15 protein-coding genes are annotated in these 18,697 nt (G+C 73.2%); 5 read left to right on the top strand and 10 right to left on the bottom strand.

Annotated features, from left to right (window positions below; all coding sequences use genetic code 11):
• Position 1 precedes the first annotated feature (1 nt).
• On the bottom strand, positions 2-511 hold the full coding sequence (gene rimP / locus KUM39_RS04125; protein WP_217783962.1) for a ribosome maturation factor RimP: 510 nt from the start codon (positions 509-511) through the stop codon (positions 2-4).
• Positions 512-757: 246 nt separating this feature from the next.
• Here rimP and KUM39_RS04120 point away from each other — a divergent pair, with 246 nt between their 5' ends.
• From KUM39_RS04120 to KUM39_RS04110, 3 genes are all read left to right on the top strand, one after another.
• Positions 758-1,234, top strand: a complete 477-nt coding sequence (locus tag KUM39_RS04120; RefSeq protein WP_217783961.1) for a hypothetical protein — start codon at positions 758-760, stop codon at positions 1,232-1,234.
• Positions 1,231-1,677: a ferritin-like domain-containing protein gene (locus tag KUM39_RS04115; RefSeq protein WP_217783960.1), complete on the top strand. Its 447-nt coding sequence runs from the start codon at positions 1,231-1,233 to the stop codon at positions 1,675-1,677. The genes KUM39_RS04120 and KUM39_RS04115 overlap by 4 nt, the downstream gene beginning before the upstream one ends.
• 72 nt (positions 1,678-1,749) lie before the next feature.
• Positions 1,750-2,661 carry an aminoglycoside phosphotransferase family protein gene (locus KUM39_RS04110; protein ID WP_217783959.1) on the top strand — a complete coding sequence of 304 codons (912 nt, stop codon included), beginning with the start codon at positions 1,750-1,752 and terminating at the stop codon, positions 2,659-2,661.
• A 59-nt stretch (positions 2,662-2,720) separates the two neighbouring features.
• Here KUM39_RS04110 and KUM39_RS04105 read toward each other — a convergent pair whose 3' ends face one another.
• The 6 genes from KUM39_RS04105 to dxr all read right to left on the bottom strand — a co-directional run bounded on the left by KUM39_RS04105 (position 2,721) and on the right by dxr (position 10,190).
• A complete protein-coding gene (locus KUM39_RS04105) occupies positions 2,721-4,427 on the bottom strand; it encodes a proline--tRNA ligase (protein ID WP_217783958.1) in 1,707 nt (568 codons plus the stop codon).
• 124 nt (positions 4,428-4,551) lie between these two features.
• Positions 4,552-5,082 (bottom strand): GNAT family N-acetyltransferase, encoded by a 531-nt coding sequence (locus KUM39_RS04100; RefSeq protein WP_217783957.1) that lies wholly within the window; start codon positions 5,080-5,082, stop codon positions 4,552-4,554.
• Between the two features lie 46 nt (positions 5,083-5,128).
• Complete coding sequence (locus KUM39_RS04095) at positions 5,129-5,977, bottom strand: GNAT family N-acetyltransferase (RefSeq protein ID WP_217783956.1); 849 nt, start codon at positions 5,975-5,977, stop codon at positions 5,129-5,131.
• 260 nt (positions 5,978-6,237) lie between these two features.
• Positions 6,238-7,395 (bottom strand): flavodoxin-dependent (E)-4-hydroxy-3-methylbut-2-enyl-diphosphate synthase, encoded by a 1,158-nt coding sequence (ispG, locus tag KUM39_RS04090; protein WP_217783955.1) that lies wholly within the window; start codon positions 7,393-7,395, stop codon positions 6,238-6,240.
• Positions 7,396-7,623: 228 nt separating this feature from the next.
• On the bottom strand, positions 7,624-8,928 hold the full coding sequence (locus tag KUM39_RS04085) for a M50 family metallopeptidase (RefSeq protein WP_217783954.1): 1,305 nt from the start codon (positions 8,926-8,928) through the stop codon (positions 7,624-7,626).
• Complete coding sequence (dxr, locus tag KUM39_RS04080) at positions 8,925-10,190, bottom strand: 1-deoxy-D-xylulose-5-phosphate reductoisomerase (RefSeq protein WP_217783953.1); 1,266 nt, start codon at positions 10,188-10,190, stop codon at positions 8,925-8,927. Before dxr ends, KUM39_RS04085 begins: the two co-directional genes overlap by 4 nt.
• A gap of 267 nt (positions 10,191-10,457) precedes the next feature.
• Between dxr and KUM39_RS04075 the strand changes: the two genes are divergently transcribed.
• Positions 10,458-10,922: a lamin tail domain-containing protein gene (locus KUM39_RS04075; RefSeq protein ID WP_217783952.1), complete on the top strand. Its 465-nt coding sequence runs from the start codon at positions 10,458-10,460 to the stop codon at positions 10,920-10,922.
• An 82-nt stretch (positions 10,923-11,004) separates the two neighbouring features.
• On the opposite strand, the gene KUM39_RS04070 is transcribed toward KUM39_RS04075, so the two are convergent.
• The 3 genes from KUM39_RS04070 to KUM39_RS04060 all read right to left on the bottom strand — a co-directional run bounded on the left by KUM39_RS04070 (position 11,005) and on the right by KUM39_RS04060 (position 16,801).
• The gene (locus tag KUM39_RS04070; RefSeq protein ID WP_217783951.1) at positions 11,005-12,462 is read right to left on the bottom strand and encodes an aldehyde dehydrogenase family protein; all 1,458 of its coding nucleotides are present in this window, start codon (positions 12,460-12,462) and stop codon (positions 11,005-11,007) included.
• Positions 12,463-12,656: 194 nt separating this feature from the next.
• Positions 12,657-14,282, bottom strand: coding sequence for a PucR family transcriptional regulator (locus tag KUM39_RS04065; protein ID WP_217783950.1), 1,626 nt, complete (start codon positions 14,280-14,282; stop codon positions 12,657-12,659).
• 104 nt (positions 14,283-14,386) lie between these two features.
• Entirely contained in the window at positions 14,387-16,801 is a 2,415-nt protein-coding gene (locus KUM39_RS04060) for an ATP/GTP-binding protein (RefSeq protein WP_217783949.1), read from the bottom strand.
• Positions 16,802-17,211: 410 nt separating this feature from the next.
• Here KUM39_RS04060 and gabT point away from each other — a divergent pair, with 410 nt between their 5' ends.
• Positions 17,212-18,546: a 4-aminobutyrate--2-oxoglutarate transaminase gene (gene gabT, locus KUM39_RS04055; RefSeq protein ID WP_217783948.1), complete on the top strand. Its 1,335-nt coding sequence runs from the start codon at positions 17,212-17,214 to the stop codon at positions 18,544-18,546.
• Positions 18,547-18,697: the final 151 nt, after the last annotated feature.

The raw sequence follows: 18,697 nt of genomic DNA, 5'->3' as shown, positions 1-18,697 counted from the left end.
GCTACGCCTCCTCTTCTTCCGTCATGTCCTTCTTGTCCTTGCGGTTGAACTCGACCTGCACACGCGCCTTCTCGATGTCCGCGAAGGCGATCCGGCGGGCGGTGGCCCTGCGGCCCTTCACGCCCGGCACCTCGGTGTCGATGCCCTCGGCGTCCACGGTGAGGATGCGCGCGACCAGTTCGGTGCCGTCGGTGAGCCGGAGGGCCACCAGGCGGTCCGCGGCGCGGCGGTAGTGCCGCTCCTCGGTGAGGAGGCGCTCGGCACCGGGGGTGCCGACCTCCAGGTCGTACGGGGTGTCGCCCATCGCGTCGGTCTCGTCGAGCTTCGCCGAGAGCGCGCGGCTCACATCGGCGATCCGGTCCAGGTCCGCGCCCGAGTCGGAGTCCACCACCACGCGCAGCGACCGCTTGCGGCCCACCGTCTCCACGGCGATCTCCTCGAGATCAAGCCCCTGGGCGGTGACGAGCGGTTCCAGCAGCTCTCGCAGCCTCTCGCTCTGGGTGGTGCTCATCCGGGTGACTCCTCGGCCGCGTGTGCTGTTGTGGGATGGGTCGCGTGTCAGGTCAAAGGGTATCGGGTCGCGGAGGGTGTTGCCGTCCACCCCGGCGACAGCCCGGTGCCGGTGGCCGGTCCGGGGCGGGTGCGCGGGTACCGTGATCACCGGCCGCCGTCCCGTGCGCCGCGCGTCCGCCGCGCGGGGCGCGGGTGCGGGTCCGGGCCGCCCTCCCGCCGTACGAGCTTCCCGAGGACGTCCGCCGTGCCGTATCCATCGCCGCACAGAAGAACCCTGCTCGTCTCGGCCGCCGGGGCGCTCCTGCTGACCGGCTGCACCGCCGGGCCGGACGCCGCCCGCGAGCGCGTCACGGTCACCGGACGTACCCGTGCGCGGGCCGCCGGGGACAGCGCGGCGCTGCTCGTCCGCTACGACGCGGTGCTGGCCGCCCATCCCGCGCTGGCGGAACGGCTGCGTCCGCTGCGGGCGGCGGTGGCGGCGCACGAGAAGGCGTTCGGGGGCGCCGCACCGGTGCCGTCCGGTTCGCCGTCCGCCTCTCCGGCTCCGGTGCCCGCCGCTCCCGCCGGGGCGCTGACGGACCTCGCGTCCGCCGAACGCGCCCTGGCCGACCGGCGGACGAAGGCGCTGCCGGACGTGGACGGCGAGACCGCCCGGCTGCTGGCGTCGGTCGCCGCAGCCGGGGCCGCGCACGCGTACCTGCTGGCCGAGGGAGCGAAGTGAGCGACGAACTGGCCGCCGTCCAGGCGGCGTTGGCCGCCGAGCACGCGGCGGTGTACGGGTACGGGGTGGTCGGCGGCCGGGTGTCCGAGGCCCGCCGGGGCGAGGCACGCTCGGCGTGGGACGCGCACCGGTCCCGCCGGGACGCGCTGGCCCGCGAGGTCCGCGACCTGGGCGGCGAACCGGTGGCCGCGAACGCCGGGTACGCGCTGCCGTTCCCGGTGTCCGACGGCGCCTCGGCGGTACGGCTCGCCGCCGACCTGGAGGAGCGTGTCGCCGCCGTCTACTCCGACCTGGTCCGCGCCACCACCGGTGCCCGCCGCACCTCCGCCGCCACCGCCCTGCGCGACGCCGCCGTCCGCGCCACCCGCTGGTCCGGCACGACCACCCCGTTCCCCGGTCTTACGGAACACACGGACACGGGGGCGGCGGGCGGGACGCGCTGAGCGGGGTAGACGACGGACAGGCGTGGAGCGGCCCGGACGGTGGGCCGTACCGGAGGAAGGAACGACGCGCGCATGGCATTCGAACCGCCCCCCAGGCTGGTGCGGGCGCTCGGCGAGACGGCGCCGGCCGGTGACGACTGGCTGGCGCGGCTGCCCGGAACCGCGGAGCGGGCGGTCGCCCGGTACGGGCTGACGGTGGAGCGGGTGCAGGTGCCCGGCGGGCGGAGCGGTCTGGTGGTGCTGGTGGCCCGCGCGGACGGTACACCGGCGGTGCTGAAGCTGGTCCCGGAGCGGTCGCGGCCCGGCAGCGAGCGGGCGGCGCTGGCGCACTGGGCCGGGTTGGGCGCCGTACGGCTGCTGGAGCCGGGGTCCGCCGAGGACGTGGCCGACGGGGTGCTGCTGCTGGAGCGGCTGCATCCGGACGTGTCGGTGCGGTCGCTGCCGGAGGCGAAGGCGCTGCTGGAGGCGGCGGGGACGCTGCGCAGGCTGTGGGTGGCGCCTCCGGCGGGGCACGCGTTCGAGACGGTGGCGGAGCGGACCGGGCGGCAGGCGGAGGCGATGCGGGCCGGTGCGGCGGCGGAGCCGGAGGCGGCGCCGCTGGTCGCCGCCGCGCTGGCGGCCCGTGACGGGCTGCTCGGCGTGCCGGGCGAACCCCGGCTGCTGCACGGCACGTTCCGGCAGAGCAAGGTGCTGTCCGGGGAGCGGCTGCCGTGGCTGGCGGTGGGGCCCGATCCGGTGGTCGGTGAGTGCGCCTTCGACCTCGCGCGGCTGGTCCGCGACCGGGTGGAGGACCTGATCGCCACCCCGTCCGGCGCGGCCGTCACCCGCCGCCGGATCAAACGGCTGGCGGACTCGCTGGAGGTGGACATGGACCGGCTGCGCGGCTGGACGCTGTTCCGCGCGGTCGAGTCGGGCGTCCGGGCCCTGCGCGTGGGGCGCCCGAAGGACGCGGAGCTCCTGCTGGAGTTCGCGGGCTGGCTGTAGGAGTTCCGGCCACCGCCCTCCCGTACGGGGGTGCGGTGGCCGGGTCGCTCCTCGGGGGCTCAGCGAGCCGTCAGGCGGGTGATCGCTTCCTCGACGGAGAGTTCCTCGCGCTCGCCGGTCCGGCGGTCCTTGAGTTCCAGGACGCCGTCGGCGGCACGGCGTCCGGCGACGAGGATCTTGGGGACGCCGATCAGCTCGGAGTCGGTGAACTTCACGCCCGGCGAGACACCGGCGCGGTCGTCCACGAGGACGCGGAGTCCGGCGGCGGCGAGCTTGCCGGACACGTCGAGGGCGAGTTCGGTCTGCAGGGCCTTGCCCGCGGCGACGACGTGCACGTCGGCCGGGGCGATCTCGGCGGGCCAGCACAGGCCCTGCTCGTCGGCGGTCTGCTCGGCGAGCGCGGCGACGGCGCGGGAGACGCCGATGCCGTAGGAGCCCATCGTGACGCGGACGGGCTTGCCGTTCTGGCCGAGCACGTCGAGCTTGAGGGCGTCGGCGTACTTCCGGCCGAGCTGGAAGATGTGCCCGATCTCGATGGCGCGGTCCAACTTCAGGCCGGTGCCGCAGCGGGGGCAGGGGTCGCCCTCCTCCACGACGACGACGTCCACGTACGCGTCCACCTCGAAGTCGCGTCCGGCGACGACGTTCTTCGCGTGCGTGTGCTCCTTGTTGGCGCCGGTGATCCAGGCGGTGCCGGGGGCGACCCGGGGGTCCGCGATGTACCGGATCTTCTCGCCGAGGCCCTGCGGGCCGACGTAGCCGCGTACGAGGTCGGGGCGGCCGGTGAAGTCCTCGGCGGTGACGAGTTCGACGGCGGCGGGCGCGAAGTGCTCCTCGACCTTGCCGAGGTCCACCTCGCGGTCGCCGGGCACGCCGACGGCGACGATCTCCCCGGCCACCTTGACCAGCAGGTTCTTCAGCGTGGCGGAGGCGGGGACGCCGAGCGAGGCGGCGAGCGTCTCGATGGTGGGGGTGTCCGGGGTGGGGATCTCCTCCAGCGCGGGCACGTCGGCGGCGTCCACGGGCGTCAGGGCGTACCCGACGGCCTCGGTGTTGGCGGCGAAGTCGCAGTTCGGGCAGTCCGCGAAGGTGTCCTCGCCCGCCTCGGCGGGGGCGAGGAACTCCTCGGACTTGGAGCCGCCCATCGCACCGGCGGTGGCCGCGCAGATGCGGTAGTCGAGGCCGAGGCGCTCGAAGACCCGCTGGTAGGCCTGGCGGTGCAGCGCGTAGGACTGGGCGAGGCCCTCGTCCTCCAGGTCGAAGGAGTACGAGTCCTTCATCAGGAACTCGCGGCCGCGCAGGATGCCGGCGCGGGGGCGGGCCTCGTCGCGGAACTTGTTCTGGATCTGGTAGAGGATGACCGGCAGGTCCTTGTAGGACGTGCACTGGTCCTTGACCAGCAGGGTGAAGATCTCCTCGTGGGTGGGGCCGAGGAGGTAGTCGCCGCCCTTGCGGTCCTTGAGCCGGAAGAGTTCCTGGCCGTACTCGTCCCAGCGGCCGGTCGCGTCGTAGGGCTCGCGGGGCAGCAGCGCGGGGAGCAGTACCTCCTGGGCGCCGATGGCGTCCATCTCCTCGCGGACGACGCGTTCGACGTTGGCGAGGACGCGCTTGCCGAGCGGCAGCCAGGACCAGATACCGGCGGCGGTGCGGCGGACGTACCCGGCGCGGACCAGGAGCTTGTGGCTGAGGACCTCGGCGTCCGCCGGGTCGTCGCGCAGCGTCTTCACCATCAACTGGGACATGCGCTGGACCGGTGCGTTGGCCATGTTCTCGTACTCCTGCCGGTGGATTCCCCGCGCGGGCCCGGCCGCGGGCGGAGAGGGTGATGGCTAGGAGGTTAGCCGGGGCATCGTCCGGGGCGGAAATCGATTGTGCGTGGCGGACCTCGGGTCAGCGGTGGCGCAGCGGCAGGGGGGCGCCCATCACGGCGTACGGCTTGGCGGCGCTCGGGAAGCGCACCCCGCGGGCGAGGTCGGTGTAGCCGAGGGAGTGGTAGAGGCCGCGGGCGGGGCTGTCGGTGTCGATCGCGGAGAGGATCGAGCGGGGTTCGGCGGCGTCGCCGGTGATGGTGGTGATGAGGGCGCGGCCGATGCCCCGGTTCTGGTGGGCGGGGTGGACGTGCAGTTCGGTGATGACGAAGGAGTCGTCCAGCCAGCCGTCGTTGCCCTCGGCCCGCAGATACGGCTCGACCACCGTGGACCACCAGTGGAGCCGGGAGTTGGGCATGCCGTAGACGAAGCCGAGCAGCCGTCCGTCGCCGGTGGCGCCGAGGGCGCGGGCGCCGGGGTACTGCATGTGGCGCTGCACGATCTGGCGGCGGACGGCGACTTCCTCCGCGCCGAGCCCGAAGGCCACGGCCTGGACGGCCAGGGCCTCGTCCACATGGGCCGACAAGTCCAGGGGGCCGATCACGAGGTCCATGTCCGGAGCGTACAGGGCAGCCGCGCGCGCCCGCCCCGAACGGTGTCTAGAACAGGATGCTCATGAAGGCGCCGACTTCCTCGAACCCCACTCTGCGGTACGTGCGCCGGGCGGCGGTGTTGAAGTCGTTGACGTAGAGGCTGACCACGGGGGCGATGTCGTCCAGGGCGTAGCGCAGGACGGCGGCCATGCCGGGGGCGGCGAGGCCGCGGCCCCGGTACTCGGGGGCGACCCAGACGCCCTGGATCTGGCAGGCGTCGGGGGTGGCGGCGCCGATCTCGGCCTTGAAGACGACCTTGCCGTGTTCGTCGAGGCGGGCGAAGGAGCGTCCGGAGCCGACGAGTTCGGCGACGCGGGCCTGGTAGAGCAGTCCGCCGTCACCGGCGAGCGGGGAGACGCCGACCTCCTCGGTGAACATCGCCACGCACGCGGGCATGATCGTCTCCATCTCGTCCTTGCGGATGCGCCGGACGTACGGATCGGGGGCGATGTCGGCGGGCATGCGCTCGGTGACCATCAGGGGCTGCCGGGCGCGGACCTCGCGGGCGGGGCCCCAGTGGGGTTCCAGCAGGCGCCAGAGTTCGGCGGTGGGTCCGGCGGGGCCGACGATGGAGGAGCAGCGGCGTCCGGCCCGGCGGGCGCGGTCGGCGAAGGCGCGGACGGCGCGGGTGGTGGCGCAGATGGGCACGAGGTTGGCGCCCGCGTAGCAGAGCGAGGTGAGCATGCCGTCCTCGTACCAGCCCCACATCTCGCCGCCGAGCCGCCAGGGGTCGAGTCCGGCGACCCGGACGCGGGACGTGACGAAGGCGTTGGCGACGGGCTCGCGGTCGAGGACGGCGAGCGCGGCGTCCAGGTCGCTCGGTTCGAGGACCCTGGAGGTCGTCTGGGTCAACAAGGGCGGGGCCTCACCTCAGGTCTGCTGATCTCCGCACTGTACCCGCCGGAATCATCCGGTGCCGCTCCGCGTGAGGGGTGGGCCGACGGGGGCGGGAGTGGTGTCCTCCGGGGTACGGGGACGAGGGCTCCGGGTCGGATTCCGGGGCGGGGTTCCGAGTTGGGGGCGGACCGGGGACGGGGCGGGGAAGGGGTGGGGACGCGCGAGGGCGCCGCTCGGGAAGCGGCGCCCTGTGACGACGTACACAGTCCCGGGGGGGGTCAGCCCGCGACGGACACCGAGGGCTCGCCGGAGGCGGTGCCGTCGGCCTCCATCTGCTCGGCCAGCTTCATGGCCTCCTCGATGAGGGTCTCCACGATCTTGGACTCGGGGACGGTCTTGATGACCTCGCCCTTGACGAAGATCTGGCCCTTGCCGTTGCCGGAAGCGACTCCGAGGTCGGCCTCGCGGGCCTCGCCGGGGCCGTTGACGACGCAGCCCATGACGGCGACGCGCAGCGGGACCTCCATGCCGGTGAGCCCGGCGGTGACCTCTTCGGCCAGCTTGTAGACGTCCACCTGGGCCCGCCCGCAGGAGGGGCAGGACACGATCTCCAGGCCGCGCTGGCGCAGGTTCAGCGACTCCAGGATCTGGATGCCGACCTTGATCTCCTCCACCGGCGGCGCGGAGAGGGAGACGCGGATGGTGTCGCCGATGCCCTGGGAGAGCAGCGCGCCGAACGCGACCGCCGACTTGACGGTGCCCTGGAACGCGGGACCGGCCTCGGTGACACCGAGGTGCAGCGGGTAGTCGCACGCCTCCGCGAGCTGCCGGTACGCCTCGATCATGACGACCGGGTCGTTGTGCTTGACCGAGATCTTGATGTCCCGGAAGTCGTGCTCCTCGAACAGCGACGCCTCCCACAGCGCGCTCTCGACCAGCGCCTCGGGGGTGGCCTTGCCGTACTTCTGGAGCAGCCGCCGGTCCAGCGAACCGGCGTTGACGCCGATGCGGATCGGGGTGCCGTGGTCCTTGGCGGCCTTGGCGATCTCGCGGACCTTGTCGTCGAACTGCTTGATGTTGCCCGGATTCACCCGCACCGCCGCGCACCCGGCCTCGATCGCCGCGAAGACGTACTTCGGCTGGAAGTGGATGTCCGCGATCACCGGGATCTGCGACTTGCGGGCGATGGTGGGCAGCGCGTCGGCGTCGTCCTGGGTGGGGCAGGCCACGCGGACGATCTGGCAGCCGGAGGCGGTCAGTTCCGCGATCTGCTGGAGGGTGGCCCCGATGTCGGAGGTGCGGGTGGTCGTCATCGACTGGACCGAGACGGGCGCGTCCCCGCCGACCGCGACCGTGCCGACCTGGATCTGCCGGCTTTTCCGGCGCTCGGCGAGCTTGGTCGGAACGGACGGCATGCCGAGAGAAATCGCAGTCATCTGCTGTGCAACCCCAAGTCGTGAAGTCAGGAATCCGGTCCCGTGAACGGCGGGCTCCAGGCTTCGAGATTACGGCACCGTCCCCGGCGCGGGCACCTCCCACCCGGCAGACCCACCCGATGGATGGCGGCCCGGTACACGGGGTACCGGGCCGCCGGACATCACTGTCGTGAACCTGAAGGGCTGCTGTCGTGAACCTGGAGGTCCGCCGTCGTGAACGGAGTGCGGCTAGGAGATCTTCACCGGGTTGACGACGTCCGCGATGAGCACCAGCACGGTGAAGCAGACGAAGATCCCGGCCACCACGTACGCCGCCGGCATCAGCTTGGCCACGTCGAAGGGTCCGGGGTCCGGGCGGCGCAGCACGCGGGCGAGGTTGCGCCGCAGCGCCTCCCACAGGGCGCCCGCGATGTGCCCGCCGTCCAGCGGGAGCAGCGGGAGCATGTTGAACAGGAACAGCGAGAGGTTGAACCCGGCGAGCAGCATCACGAACATCGCCACCTGCTGCGAGGCGGGGATGTGCAGGGTGGCGATGTCACCGGTGATGCGGGCGGCGCCGACGATGCCGACCGGGGAGTCCGCCTCGCGGGGGCCGTTGTCGAAGGCGGCGTTCCACAGGGCGGGAATCTTGCCGGGCAGCGCGGCCAGGGAGTCCACGGCGTCCCCGACCCGGTCGGTCATCCAGGTCACGGACTGGCCGAAGCCGAGCTGCTCGACCTGCTGGGCGGCGCTGAAGCCGAGGAAGCCCGCCTTCACGTACTGGCCCTGGACGTAGGTGCCGCTGGAGTCCTTCTTGGCGACCTGGTTGGTGGCGATCCTCGCGGTGAGGGTGACGTCCTTGCCCTCGCGCTCGACCACGATCGGGACGGTCCTGCCCGCGCTGTCCCGGATCAGGTCGGAGAGGGTGTTCCACTCGGCGGTGCGGTGCCCGTCGAAGGAGACGATCCTGTCGCCGTTGCGCATCCCGGCGGCCGCGGCCGGGGAGGCGGGGTCGGAGGCGCGGCAGGTGTCGCGGTTCTGGGCCTGCGCGATGACGCACTTGGAGACCGAGGCGACGGTGGTGGTCTGCTGCTGGATGCCGAAGCCCATCAGGCCGACCAGGAACAGCGCGACGGCCAGCACCAGGTTCATGAAGGGTCCGGCGAACATGACGATGACGCGCTTCCACGGCCTGCGCGTGTAGAACATCCGCGTCTCGTCACCGGGCTGGAGTTCCTCGTACGCCGCCGAGCGGGCGTCCTCGATCATGCCGCGCCACGGGGAGGTGGAGCGGGCGGAGATCCGGCCCGCGTCGTCCGGCGGGAACATGCCGATCATGCGGATGTAGCCGCCGAGCGGGATGGCCTTGACGCCGTACTCGGTGTCGCCCTTCCTCCGCGACCACACGGTGGGGCCGAAGCCCACCATGTACTGCGGCACCCGGATGCCGAACAGCTTGGCCGTGGACAGGTGCCCCAGCTCGTGCCACGCGATCGAGACGAGCAGACCGAACGCGAACACCACTATGCCGAGGATGAACATCAGGGTCGTCATGCACGCGCCTCCGCGCTCCGGTGGGTCAGTTCGCGTGACCGGGCCCGCGCCCAGGTCTCCGCTTCGAGGACGTCCGACACGGTGAGCGAAGTTCCCGGCGCCGGTGTGCCGTGTTCCTCCACGACACGGGTGACGGTCTCCATGATTCCGTTGAAGGGCAGCGCGCCGCCGCGGAACGCCTCGACGCACTCCTCGTTGGCGGCATTGAACACCGCCGGAGCGGTGCCCGCGAGCCGCCCCACATGCCGGGCGAGGTCCACGGAGGGGAACGCCTCGTTGTCGAGGGGGAAGAACTCCCAGGTGGACGCCTTGCTCCAGTCGAAGGAGGGCGCGGCGTCCGGCACCCGTTCGGGCCAGCCCAGACCGACGGCGATCGGCCCGCCCATGTCGGGGGGCGTGGCCTGGGCGATCGTGGTGCCGTCGGTGAACTCCACCATCGAGTGCACGTAGGACTGCGGGTGGACGACGACCTCGATCTGTTCGAACGGGATGTCGTACAGCAGGTGCGCCTCGATGACCTCCAGGCCCTTGTTGACCAGGGTCGCGGAGTTGATCGTGATGACCGGGCCCATCGCCCAGGTGGGGTGGGCGAGGGCGTCCTCGACGGTGACGTCGGCGAGTTGGGCGCGGGTCCGGCCGCGGAACGGGCCGCCGGACGCGGTGACGACCAGCTTGCGCACGTCCGCGCGGGTACCGGCGGCCAGTGCCTGGAACAGCGCGGCGTGCTCGGAGTCCACCGGGATGATCTGGCCGGGCTTGGCCAGCGCCTTCACCAGCGGGCCGCCGACGATCAGCGACTCCTTGTTGGCGAGGGCGAGGGTGCGGCCCGCCCCCAGCGCGGCCAGGGTGGGCGCGAGGCCGATGGAGCCGGTGATGCCGTTGAGCACGGTGTGGCAGGCGGAGGCGGCCACCTGTGCGGCGGCGTCCGGTCCGGCGAGCAGTTCGGGCAGCGGCTCCCCCGCGCCGTACCGGGCGGCCAGCGCCTCGCGCAGCGCGGGTACGGCGTCCTCGCGGGCGACGGCCACGGTCCGTACCCGGAGCCGGTGCGCCTGCTCGGCGAGGAGGTCGGTACGGCTGCCGTGGGCGGACAGGGCGGTGACCCGGAAGCGGCCGGGGTTGCGCAGCACGAGGTCGATGGCCTGGGTTCCGATGGACCCGGTGGAACCGAGGATCACCACGTCCTTCGGGCCGCCACCGGCGTATGGGTCGTACGCGAGGTGCGGGTCTGCGAGGGGCGCGGGACGGGCGGGACTGTCGGTCATCCCCCCATTGTGGCCGCCCGGCCCGGCGACACGGACACGGCGTCCCTCGCGGGGGTGTCGGCGGGGTCGGGCGGGGTGGTCCGGGCGGGCGGGGCGGGTGCCGGACGTGACCGGGACGGTTCCCGCACACCCCTGTTTCCCGTTCGTGAAACTCAAGTGAAGATCCTGTGATACCACTTCACTTCGGGCCGCGACCGCCGGGCCCACGGTGTCTCACCACGCACGTCCCACCCGTCGTGCGTTCCTTGATCCTGGGGGGATCTCCTGATGTCCGCTGTGCGTCTGCGCGCCGCCCTGCCCGCTCTCGCGGGTGCCGCCCTGCTCTCCGCCACGCTGCTCTCCGCCGCCCCGGCCCAGGCCGCCTCCGGCGGGGTCCAGATCTACCGCGTCTGGTTCGACAGCCCCGGCTCCGACACCCGCTCCAACTCCAGCCTGAACGGCGAGTGGGTGCAGATCCGGAACACCGCCGGTTCGTCGGTCTCGCTGAGGGGCTGGGTGCTGAAGGACGCCTCCAACCACCGGTACACGTTCCCGAATGTCACCATCGGCGCCCACAAGTACATGAAGATCCACACCGGTTCGGGCCGCGACACCTCGTCCGACAAGTACCAGGGCCGCCGCGCCTACGTCTGGAACAACGACCGGGACACCGCGACGCTGACCAGGTCCAGCGGTTCCAAGGTGGACTCCTGCTCCTGGACCTCGCGCGACGGCAGCGCCAAGTACTGCTGACCCGCACGGCGACGGCCCGCGCCACGCCCTCCTGCGAGGGGCGGCGCGGGCCGTCGTTCTGGGGTGCCGGGCTCCCCGTGGGCTACAGCGCGAGACCGGTGAGGACCAGGACGCGCTCGTAGGTGTAGTCGTCCATCGCGTACCGCACGCCCTCGCGGCCGACGCCGGACTGCTTGGCACCGCCGTACGGCATCTGGTCGGCACGGTAGGAGGGGACGTCGCCGACGACCACGCCGCCGACCTCCAGCGCGCGGTGGGCGCGGAAGGCGGCCTGGACGTCGTGGGTGAAGACGCCCGCCTGGAGGCCGTACTTGGAGTCGTTGACGGCGGCGAACGCCTCGGCCTCGCCGTCCACCCGCGTCACGGTCAGGACGGGGCCGAAGACCTCCTCGCGGGCGAGGGTGGTGTCGGCGGGCACGCCGGTGAGGACGGTCGGCGCGTAGGAGGCGCCGTCGCGCTTGCCGCCGGTGAGGAGCGTGGCACCGGCCACGACCGCCTCGTCCACCCAGGACTCGACGCGCCGGGCGGCGTCCTCGCTGACCAGCGGGCCGACGTCGGTGGCCGCGTCGGAGGGGTCACCGGTGACCTGTGCCTCGACGGCGGCGACGATACGGGGCAGCAGGCGGTCGTACACGGCGGTGTCGGCGATGACCCGCTGCACGGAGATGCAGGACTGGCCGCCCTGGTAGTTGGAGAAGGTGGCGATGCGGGTCGCCGCCCAGTCGAGGTCCGCGTCGGAGGCGTAGTCCCCGAGGACCACGGCCGCGCCGTTGCCGCCCAGCTCCAGCGTGCAGTGCTTGCGCGGCACGCTGTCCATGATCGCGTAACCGACCTTCTCGGAGCCGGTGAAGGAGATCACCGGCAGGCGCTCGTCCTGGACCAGCGCGGGCATGCGCTCGTTGGCGACCGGCAGCACCGACCAGGAACCGGCGGGCAGGTCGGTCTCGGCCAGCAGCTCGCCCAGGACCAGCGCGGACAGCGGGGTGGCCGGGGCGGGCTTGAGGATGATCGGCACACCGGCGGCGACGGCCGGGGCGACCTTGTGCGCGCACAGGTTCAGCGGGAAGTTGAAGGGGGCGATGCCCAGCACGACACCCTTGGGGAAGCGCCGGGTCAGCGCCAGCCGTCCCTGGCCGCCCGCGTCGGTGTCCAGCCGCTGCGCCTCGCCGCCGTTGAACCGGCGGGCCTCCTCGGAGGCGAACCGGAACACGGAGACCGCCCGGCCGACCTCGCCGCGCGCCCACTTCACCGGCTTGCCGTTCTCGGCGGAGATCAGCAGCGCGATCTCCTCGGTGCGCTCGGCCAGCCGCTCGGCCACGTGGTCCAGGGCGGCGGCACGCACGTGCGCCGGGGTCGCGGCGAACTCGTCCCGTACGGCGTACGCGGCGGCCACGGCCTCCTCGACCTGGGCGTCCGTCGGCACCGACACCCGGCCCACCGGCCGTCCGTCCCACGGGGAGGTGACCTCGAAGGACCCCTCCCCGGCCGCCTGTCGCCCGGCGAGCCAGAAGGCGGCCCCCACAGAGTTGTCCTGGGGCATGTGCGCTCCCCGCCCTTCCGCGTCGATGTCCGTACGGTCCGTACGTCTTCCTCCCCCACGGTAGGGCGGGGAGGTGCGGGGCGGGCTTGTCCGGGACGTACGGGTGGGCGGGGGCGTTGCTACGGAATGGCGAGGTCGGGTCGGGCGTCGCCCGCCCGGGGACCGGGGACCGGGGACCGACGGCGTGGGGCGGCCTACTCGGGGGACGTGGCCTTCAGGGCGAGCCAGAGTTCCATGCGGGCGTCCGGGTCGTCGAGGGAGCGGCCGAGGATCTCCTCGACGCGGCGCATGCGGTAGCGCAGGGTGTGGCGGTGGACGCCGAGGTCGGCGGCGGCGGCGTCCCACTGGCCGTGCCGGGAGAGCCAGGCGCGCAGCGAGGCGACGAGGTCGCCGCGGCCGGTCGCGTCGTGTTCGCGCAGCGCCCGCAGCAGACCGTCGGCGAACGCCCTGACCGCGTCGTCGGCCAGCAGCGGCAGCACGGAGCCCGCCGCGAGCCGCTCGTGCTCGACCAGGACCCGGCCGCGCCGCCGGGCCACGGACAGCGCCTGTTCGGCCTGCTTGTAGGCGGCCGCGGCGGCGATCGGGCCGCTCGGGCCGGACATCCCGGCGATCAGCGCGCCCTCGTCCCCGGCGGACTGCTGCTGGTCGGGGCCGGTGCGGCGGGCCTCCAGCGCCGCCGCGTGGGCCTCGCAGGCGGCCACGGCGGCGCCGCCGTCGGCGGCCAGCACCATCAGCCGGTCCGCCTCGGCCACGACGAGGACGGCCTCCCCGGCGCGCGCGGCGGCCGACTCCACGGCCTCCGCGAGCGCGTCCAGCGCCTCCGTACCGGCGTCCGCCGTCCGCTCGCGCGCGGCGGGCCCGGAGGGCGGTTCGGCGACGATCAGCCGGAACGGCGCGTCGAGGAGGCCGCCGTACAGGTCCCCGGCGACCGCGCGGGCGTGGTCGGGTTCCCCGGCGAGCAGCATGCGCAGGACGGCCGCGCCGACGCGCTGTTCGGCGTCCTGGAGGGAGCGGCTGCGTTCGGTGGTGAGGGTGAGCAGGGCGATGGCGGAGTGCACGGCGTAGCGCTCGGCGGTGCCGAGGGCGGCCGCGGTGCCGACGGCGAGGGCGGCGCGGGGGCGGCGGCCGGTGCCGAGGGAGTGGAGCTCGACGCGGTCGTCGGCGGCGGCGTCGGTGAGGTCGGGGTCGGCGACGACGGAGGAGGCGGGGGCGGGGCGTTCGCGCAGCCGCTCGACGTCGCCGGTGAGGCGGGCGGCGCGGCGGGCGGCCCACTCGGGGGCGGCGGCCACGACGGTGCCGGAGGCGTCGTAGAGCGCGGCCCAGCCGTTGACCTGGGCGGCGAGGGCGGTGAGGAGTCCTTCGGGGCCGGCGCCGAGGGTCTGCCGGGTCAGCTCGCGCTGGGCGGCGAACCCGGCGGTGACGGCGCGGTACTGGTCGGCGGCGATGGCGGCCGAGACGGCCTTGCTGATGGCGAGGAAGGGGGTGCGGCGGGGGACCTCCAGCAGCGGCAGCCCGGCGTCCTCGGCCGCGCGCACCAGTGCCTCCGGGACCTCGTCGTAGTTGACACCGACCGCGAAGCCGAGGCCCACCACTCCGGCTCCGGCCAGCCGCTTCACGTACCGCCGCATGACGTCCGGGTCGTCGGCGTCCAGCTTGAGCGCGGTGATCAGCAGCAGCTCCCCGCCCTCCATGTACGGCACCGGGTCGGGCAGCTCGCTGACATGCGCCCACCGCACCGGCACGTCCAGCCGCCCCTCCCCCGCCCGCACGGTCAGCTTCAGCGCGGAGTGGTGGACGAGCGAGGCGAGTGTCGGGGGCATGGGGCCTTCTGGTGCGACTGACCGGACTGCGCCGGGACGGGTATTTGGCCGCCGCGTATGAACGGCCCACCCGAATTCTGCCTCACCGTCACACCCCCCTCACCTCACCCCCGCAGATCCACCAACAACGGCGGAGCGTGCTCCCCCCGCACCGACGTCAACGACAGCACCGCATGCCCCGGCGGCACCCCGTGAGCAAGCTCGGAGGCGGACCAGCGCTCGCGTTCGACCTTCCGCACCGTCACGGCGTCCGTGGTGACCGCCTTGCCGGTGCCCAGTTTCCGTACCGCGTGGATCATCCGCGTCAGCGGCCGGTCGGCGAACACCGTGTGTTTGGCGACCTCCGTGGTCTCGACCCACTCGGTGCCCCACACCTGGGCGAAGAGGGCACCCTCCCAGGTGGTGACGCCGGAGAAGGCGGCGTGACAGCCGACCGAGGCCAGCAGCGGCTGGCGCAGCGGCTCGGGAACGTCCGCGAGAGCCCGGAGGTTCAGGACGACACCGGCGTTGTTCTGCCGCAGCCCGCGCAGCGCGCGTACGGACCCGGCGGTGACCGCCTGGGTGGCGTCGTCCACGACGAGGCACGCGAACAGCGACCGGTCCCTGCGGGCCGTCATGGCGGCCGTGAACTGGACGAGCAGCAGCCGCGTAAGCAGTCGCGCCGCCTCCGGATGCGCTCGGTCGGGCAGATCGACCCGGACCCGCAGCGGATGGTCGAGCGAGCGCAGAGTGAAGGGCCGGGCGGCGGGCGAGGTGTCGAAGAAGCCGGCGAAGGCCGGGCGGTCGAGGCAGGCGATCCGGTCCGCGAGGACGATCCCCGGATCGCCCGGAATCCCGGCCTGCCGGGCCCGCGCGTCGAGTTCACGGTGCAGCGCCGGATACGTTCCGGGGTCGAGTTCCGCCCTCAGCCCGTCGAGCAGGGCCGGTGCCCCGTCCAGGAGGCCGCGCAGCTCCGCCACGGAGGGGAACCGGCTCCGGGCGGCCCGGAAGGGTCCCAGCAACTGGGCGAGCACGGCCCCCGCTCGGCGCAGGTCCACCTCGCCCAGGTCACCCACCAGGGCTTCCGCCAGCTGGGCCGCGGCCTCGTCCGGGTCGTCGGTACCGCCGTACAGGTCCAGGTCGTACACCGATTCCTGGTCGCCGGGGCGTACCACCACGTCGTAGGCGTGGTCGGCGCCGAGCGGGGTTCCGGCGGAGGAGACCACGACCAGAGCCGCCTCTCCGGCCAGCGCCTGGAGGGCCAGGGACTCGGTGACGGGCCGTACGAGGCGCTCGGTCTTGCCCGACCCGGACGGCCCGACGGCCAGCAGGGAGGTGCCCAGCGTGCCGGGGTCAACGGCGGCGCCCACGCCGCGGCGTGCGGCCGGGTTGCGTTCGTCGTCCGCGTACCGGCCGACGCGCACCTGCGAGACCAGCAGGTCGTGCACCGCCGCACGGCCCGGCAGGTCCCGCTGCCCAGATGGATGCGCGCAGGCCAGTGCGCCCTCCCGGAGCACGGACGAGGTGAACGCGTCCAGGCGCGCGGGGTCGGCGGTGACGGAGGCCCAGGCCCGGCGGATACGGGCGTAGTCCACGTCGTTCATCCGTCCGGCGCCCGCCTCTTCCGCCAGCCGGTCGGCGACGGCGTGCTGACCGTGGGAGCGCAGCTCGGGCCAGTCGGCCGGGGTCGCGGTCTCGCTCTCCCGCGCGGGCGCGTCCGCGGGCTCCGTCCGGCGCCGACCGCCGAGCAGGCTCCGCCAGCCGCCCAGCACGGCGAACGGCCACAGCACCAGCAGGGTGAGCACCGTGTTGAGTACGCGAATGCGCTGGACTACGTCCTCGGTGGTGGCTCCGTAGAACCAGTTCGAGGGGAGCAGGTTCACGGCGAGTCCCTCATAGGGGAGCACTTCGCGCCAGACGACCAGCCAGGCGATCAGCGCGCCGATCACGGCGGCCCGGAGGGCGCGGGAGGGCTGCGGGCGGCTGACGATGTACCGCTGCGCGACTTCCTTCCAGTTGCCGATCCGGCCGCAGTAGTAGAGGACGAGGGTGGCGAAGAGGCTGTCGTAGAGGGTGCGTGCCGTCAGCGCCGCCTGGGGGGGGTGGGCGCCGAGGCCCCACCAGTCCGACGGCGTCACCAGTTCCAGCAGGATGTTCTTGTGCGGCACGAGGTCGTTGGCCCACAGCGACCACACGAGGAGGGCGGCGGCGAGCGCCCCGCCCGCCCCGGTCAGCAGGGCACGGTCGGGGACCCGGTCGGGCGCGTCCTCGGGGCGGGGGCGGTATCCGAAGCGCCACAGCCCCGGCTGGGCGTCGGCCCGGGGGGTGCGCAGCCAGCCCAGCAGGCCGCCGGACCTGGAGTCCGGCGCCTCCACCCGACCGGCTCCGGGCAGGTGGGCGGGGCGGGGCGGGAGCGGCGGTGCGGGCGGGTACGCCGCTGCCCCGGATGTCGGCAGGGCCGGGCCACTCGGCGGTGTGGTCGGCCGGGGTACGCCGGGCTGTCGCGTGCCGCGTGCGTCCCGCGTCCCGTCGCTCTCCATGTCCCCAGACCCCCGCGCAGCAGTTCCGTCCGTCATCAGCGTGCCAATCTAACGCCCCGAACAAGGGAGTTCACCGTTCGCGCGGCCGAGGGGCGGCCGGGCGGTGGGTGGAGTGTCATGGAGTGGTATGTCCACGGCGGACAAGGGTGTCTCCTGACAACGCCCACATGGAGCATGCCCGCTCGGCCGGTGCGGCTCTAGCCTGCGGGGAAAGAGAAGAGCGTCCGAGAGAAGCCGCTTTCCGGGAAGACCGGTGACGGGACGCCCGCACCCCGAACCCTCGCGCCCCGAACCCAATACCCGCACCACGAATTTCGCACCCCGCACCGAACACCCAGCCCCAGCCCCACCCCCGCGGGCGCCAGCCCCGCCCCACCCCCCCGTACGCAAGAACATCAGGGAGCCCCCCCATGACCGCACTTCCGCAGGAGCGCCGCGTCGTCACCGCCATTCCCGGCCCGAAGTCGCAGGAGCTGCAGGCCCGCCGCAGCGCTGTGGTGGCGCAGGGTGTGGGGTCCACGCTGCCGGTGTTCGTCTCGCGCGCCGGTGGCGGTGTGATCGAGGACGTGGACGGCAACAGCTTCATCGACTTCGGCTCCGGCATCGCCGTGACCTCGGTGGGCGCCTCCGCCGAGGCCGTGGTGCGCCGGGCGACCGCCCAGCTGGCCGACTTCACCCACACCTGCTTCATGGTCACCCCCTACGAGGGCTACGTGGCCGTCGCCGAGGCGCTGGCCGAGCTGACGCCGGGCGACCACGCGAAGAAGTCCGCGCTGTTCAACTCGGGCGCCGAGGCGGTGGAGAACGCGGTCAAGATCGCGCGGGCGTACACCAAGCGCCAGGCGGTCGTCGTGTTCGACCACGGCTACCACGGCCGTACCAACCTGACGATGGCGCTGACCTCGAAGAACATGCCGTACAAGAACGGTTTCGGGCCGTTCGCGCCCGAGGTGTACCGGGTGCCGGTGGCCTACGGCTACCGCTGGCCGACGGGTGCGGAGAACGCCGGGCCGGAGGCCGCGAAGCAGGCCATCGACCAGATCTCCAAGCAGGTCGGCGCGGACAACGTGGCCGCGATCATCATCGAGCCGCTGCTCGGCGAGGGCGGCTTCATCGAGCCCGCCAAGGGCTTCCTGCCCGCGATCCGGGAGTTCGCCGCCGACAACGGCATCGTGTTCGTCGCGGACGAGATCCAGTCCGGTTTCTGCCGTACCGGCCAGTGGTTCGCCTGTGAGGACGAGGGCATCGTCCCGGACCTGATCACCACCGCGAAGGGCATCGCCGGTGGTCTGCCGCTGGCCGCTGTCACCGGCCGCGCCGAGATCATGGACGCCGCGCACGCGGGCGGCCTCGGCGGCACCTACGGCGGCAACCCGGTGGCCTGCGCGGGCGCGCTCGGCGCCATCGAGACGATGAAGGAGCAGGACCTCAACGCGCGGGCGAAGAACATCGAGGCGGTTATGAAGGCCCGCCTCACCGCGATGGCGGAGAAGTACGACGTCATCGGGGACGTGCGCGGGCGCGGCGCGATGATCGCCATCGAGCTGGTGAAGGACCGTACGACCAAGGAGCCGGCCCCCGAGGCGACGGCCGCGCTCGCCAAGGCGTGCCACCAGGAGGGCCTGCTGGTCCTGACCTGCGGCACCTACGGCAATGTGCTGCGGTTCCTGCCCCCGCTGGTCATCGGCGAGGACCTGCTGAACGAGGGTCTCGACATCATCGAGCAGGCCTTCGCCCGCATCTGAGGCCCCGCCCGGCGCGCATCTGAGCGGTCGTTCGCACCCCTGTGGGAATCCCGTGACGGGCCGTGTGAAGAAGGTGTGGGGGGTGGATGGCGGGATGCGGAACCCGCTGCCCAAGCGGCACGGGCTGCCGTAGGTTCTCCTCAGATGAGAG

The sequence above is a fragment of the Streptomyces corallincola genome (assembly GCF_019104725.1).
Classification (GTDB): domain Bacteria; phylum Actinomycetota; class Actinomycetes; order Streptomycetales; family Streptomycetaceae; genus Streptomyces; species Streptomyces corallincola.
Note: the sequence above shows the minus strand (reverse complement) of the source record. Positions and strands in the feature narration are given on the sequence as shown.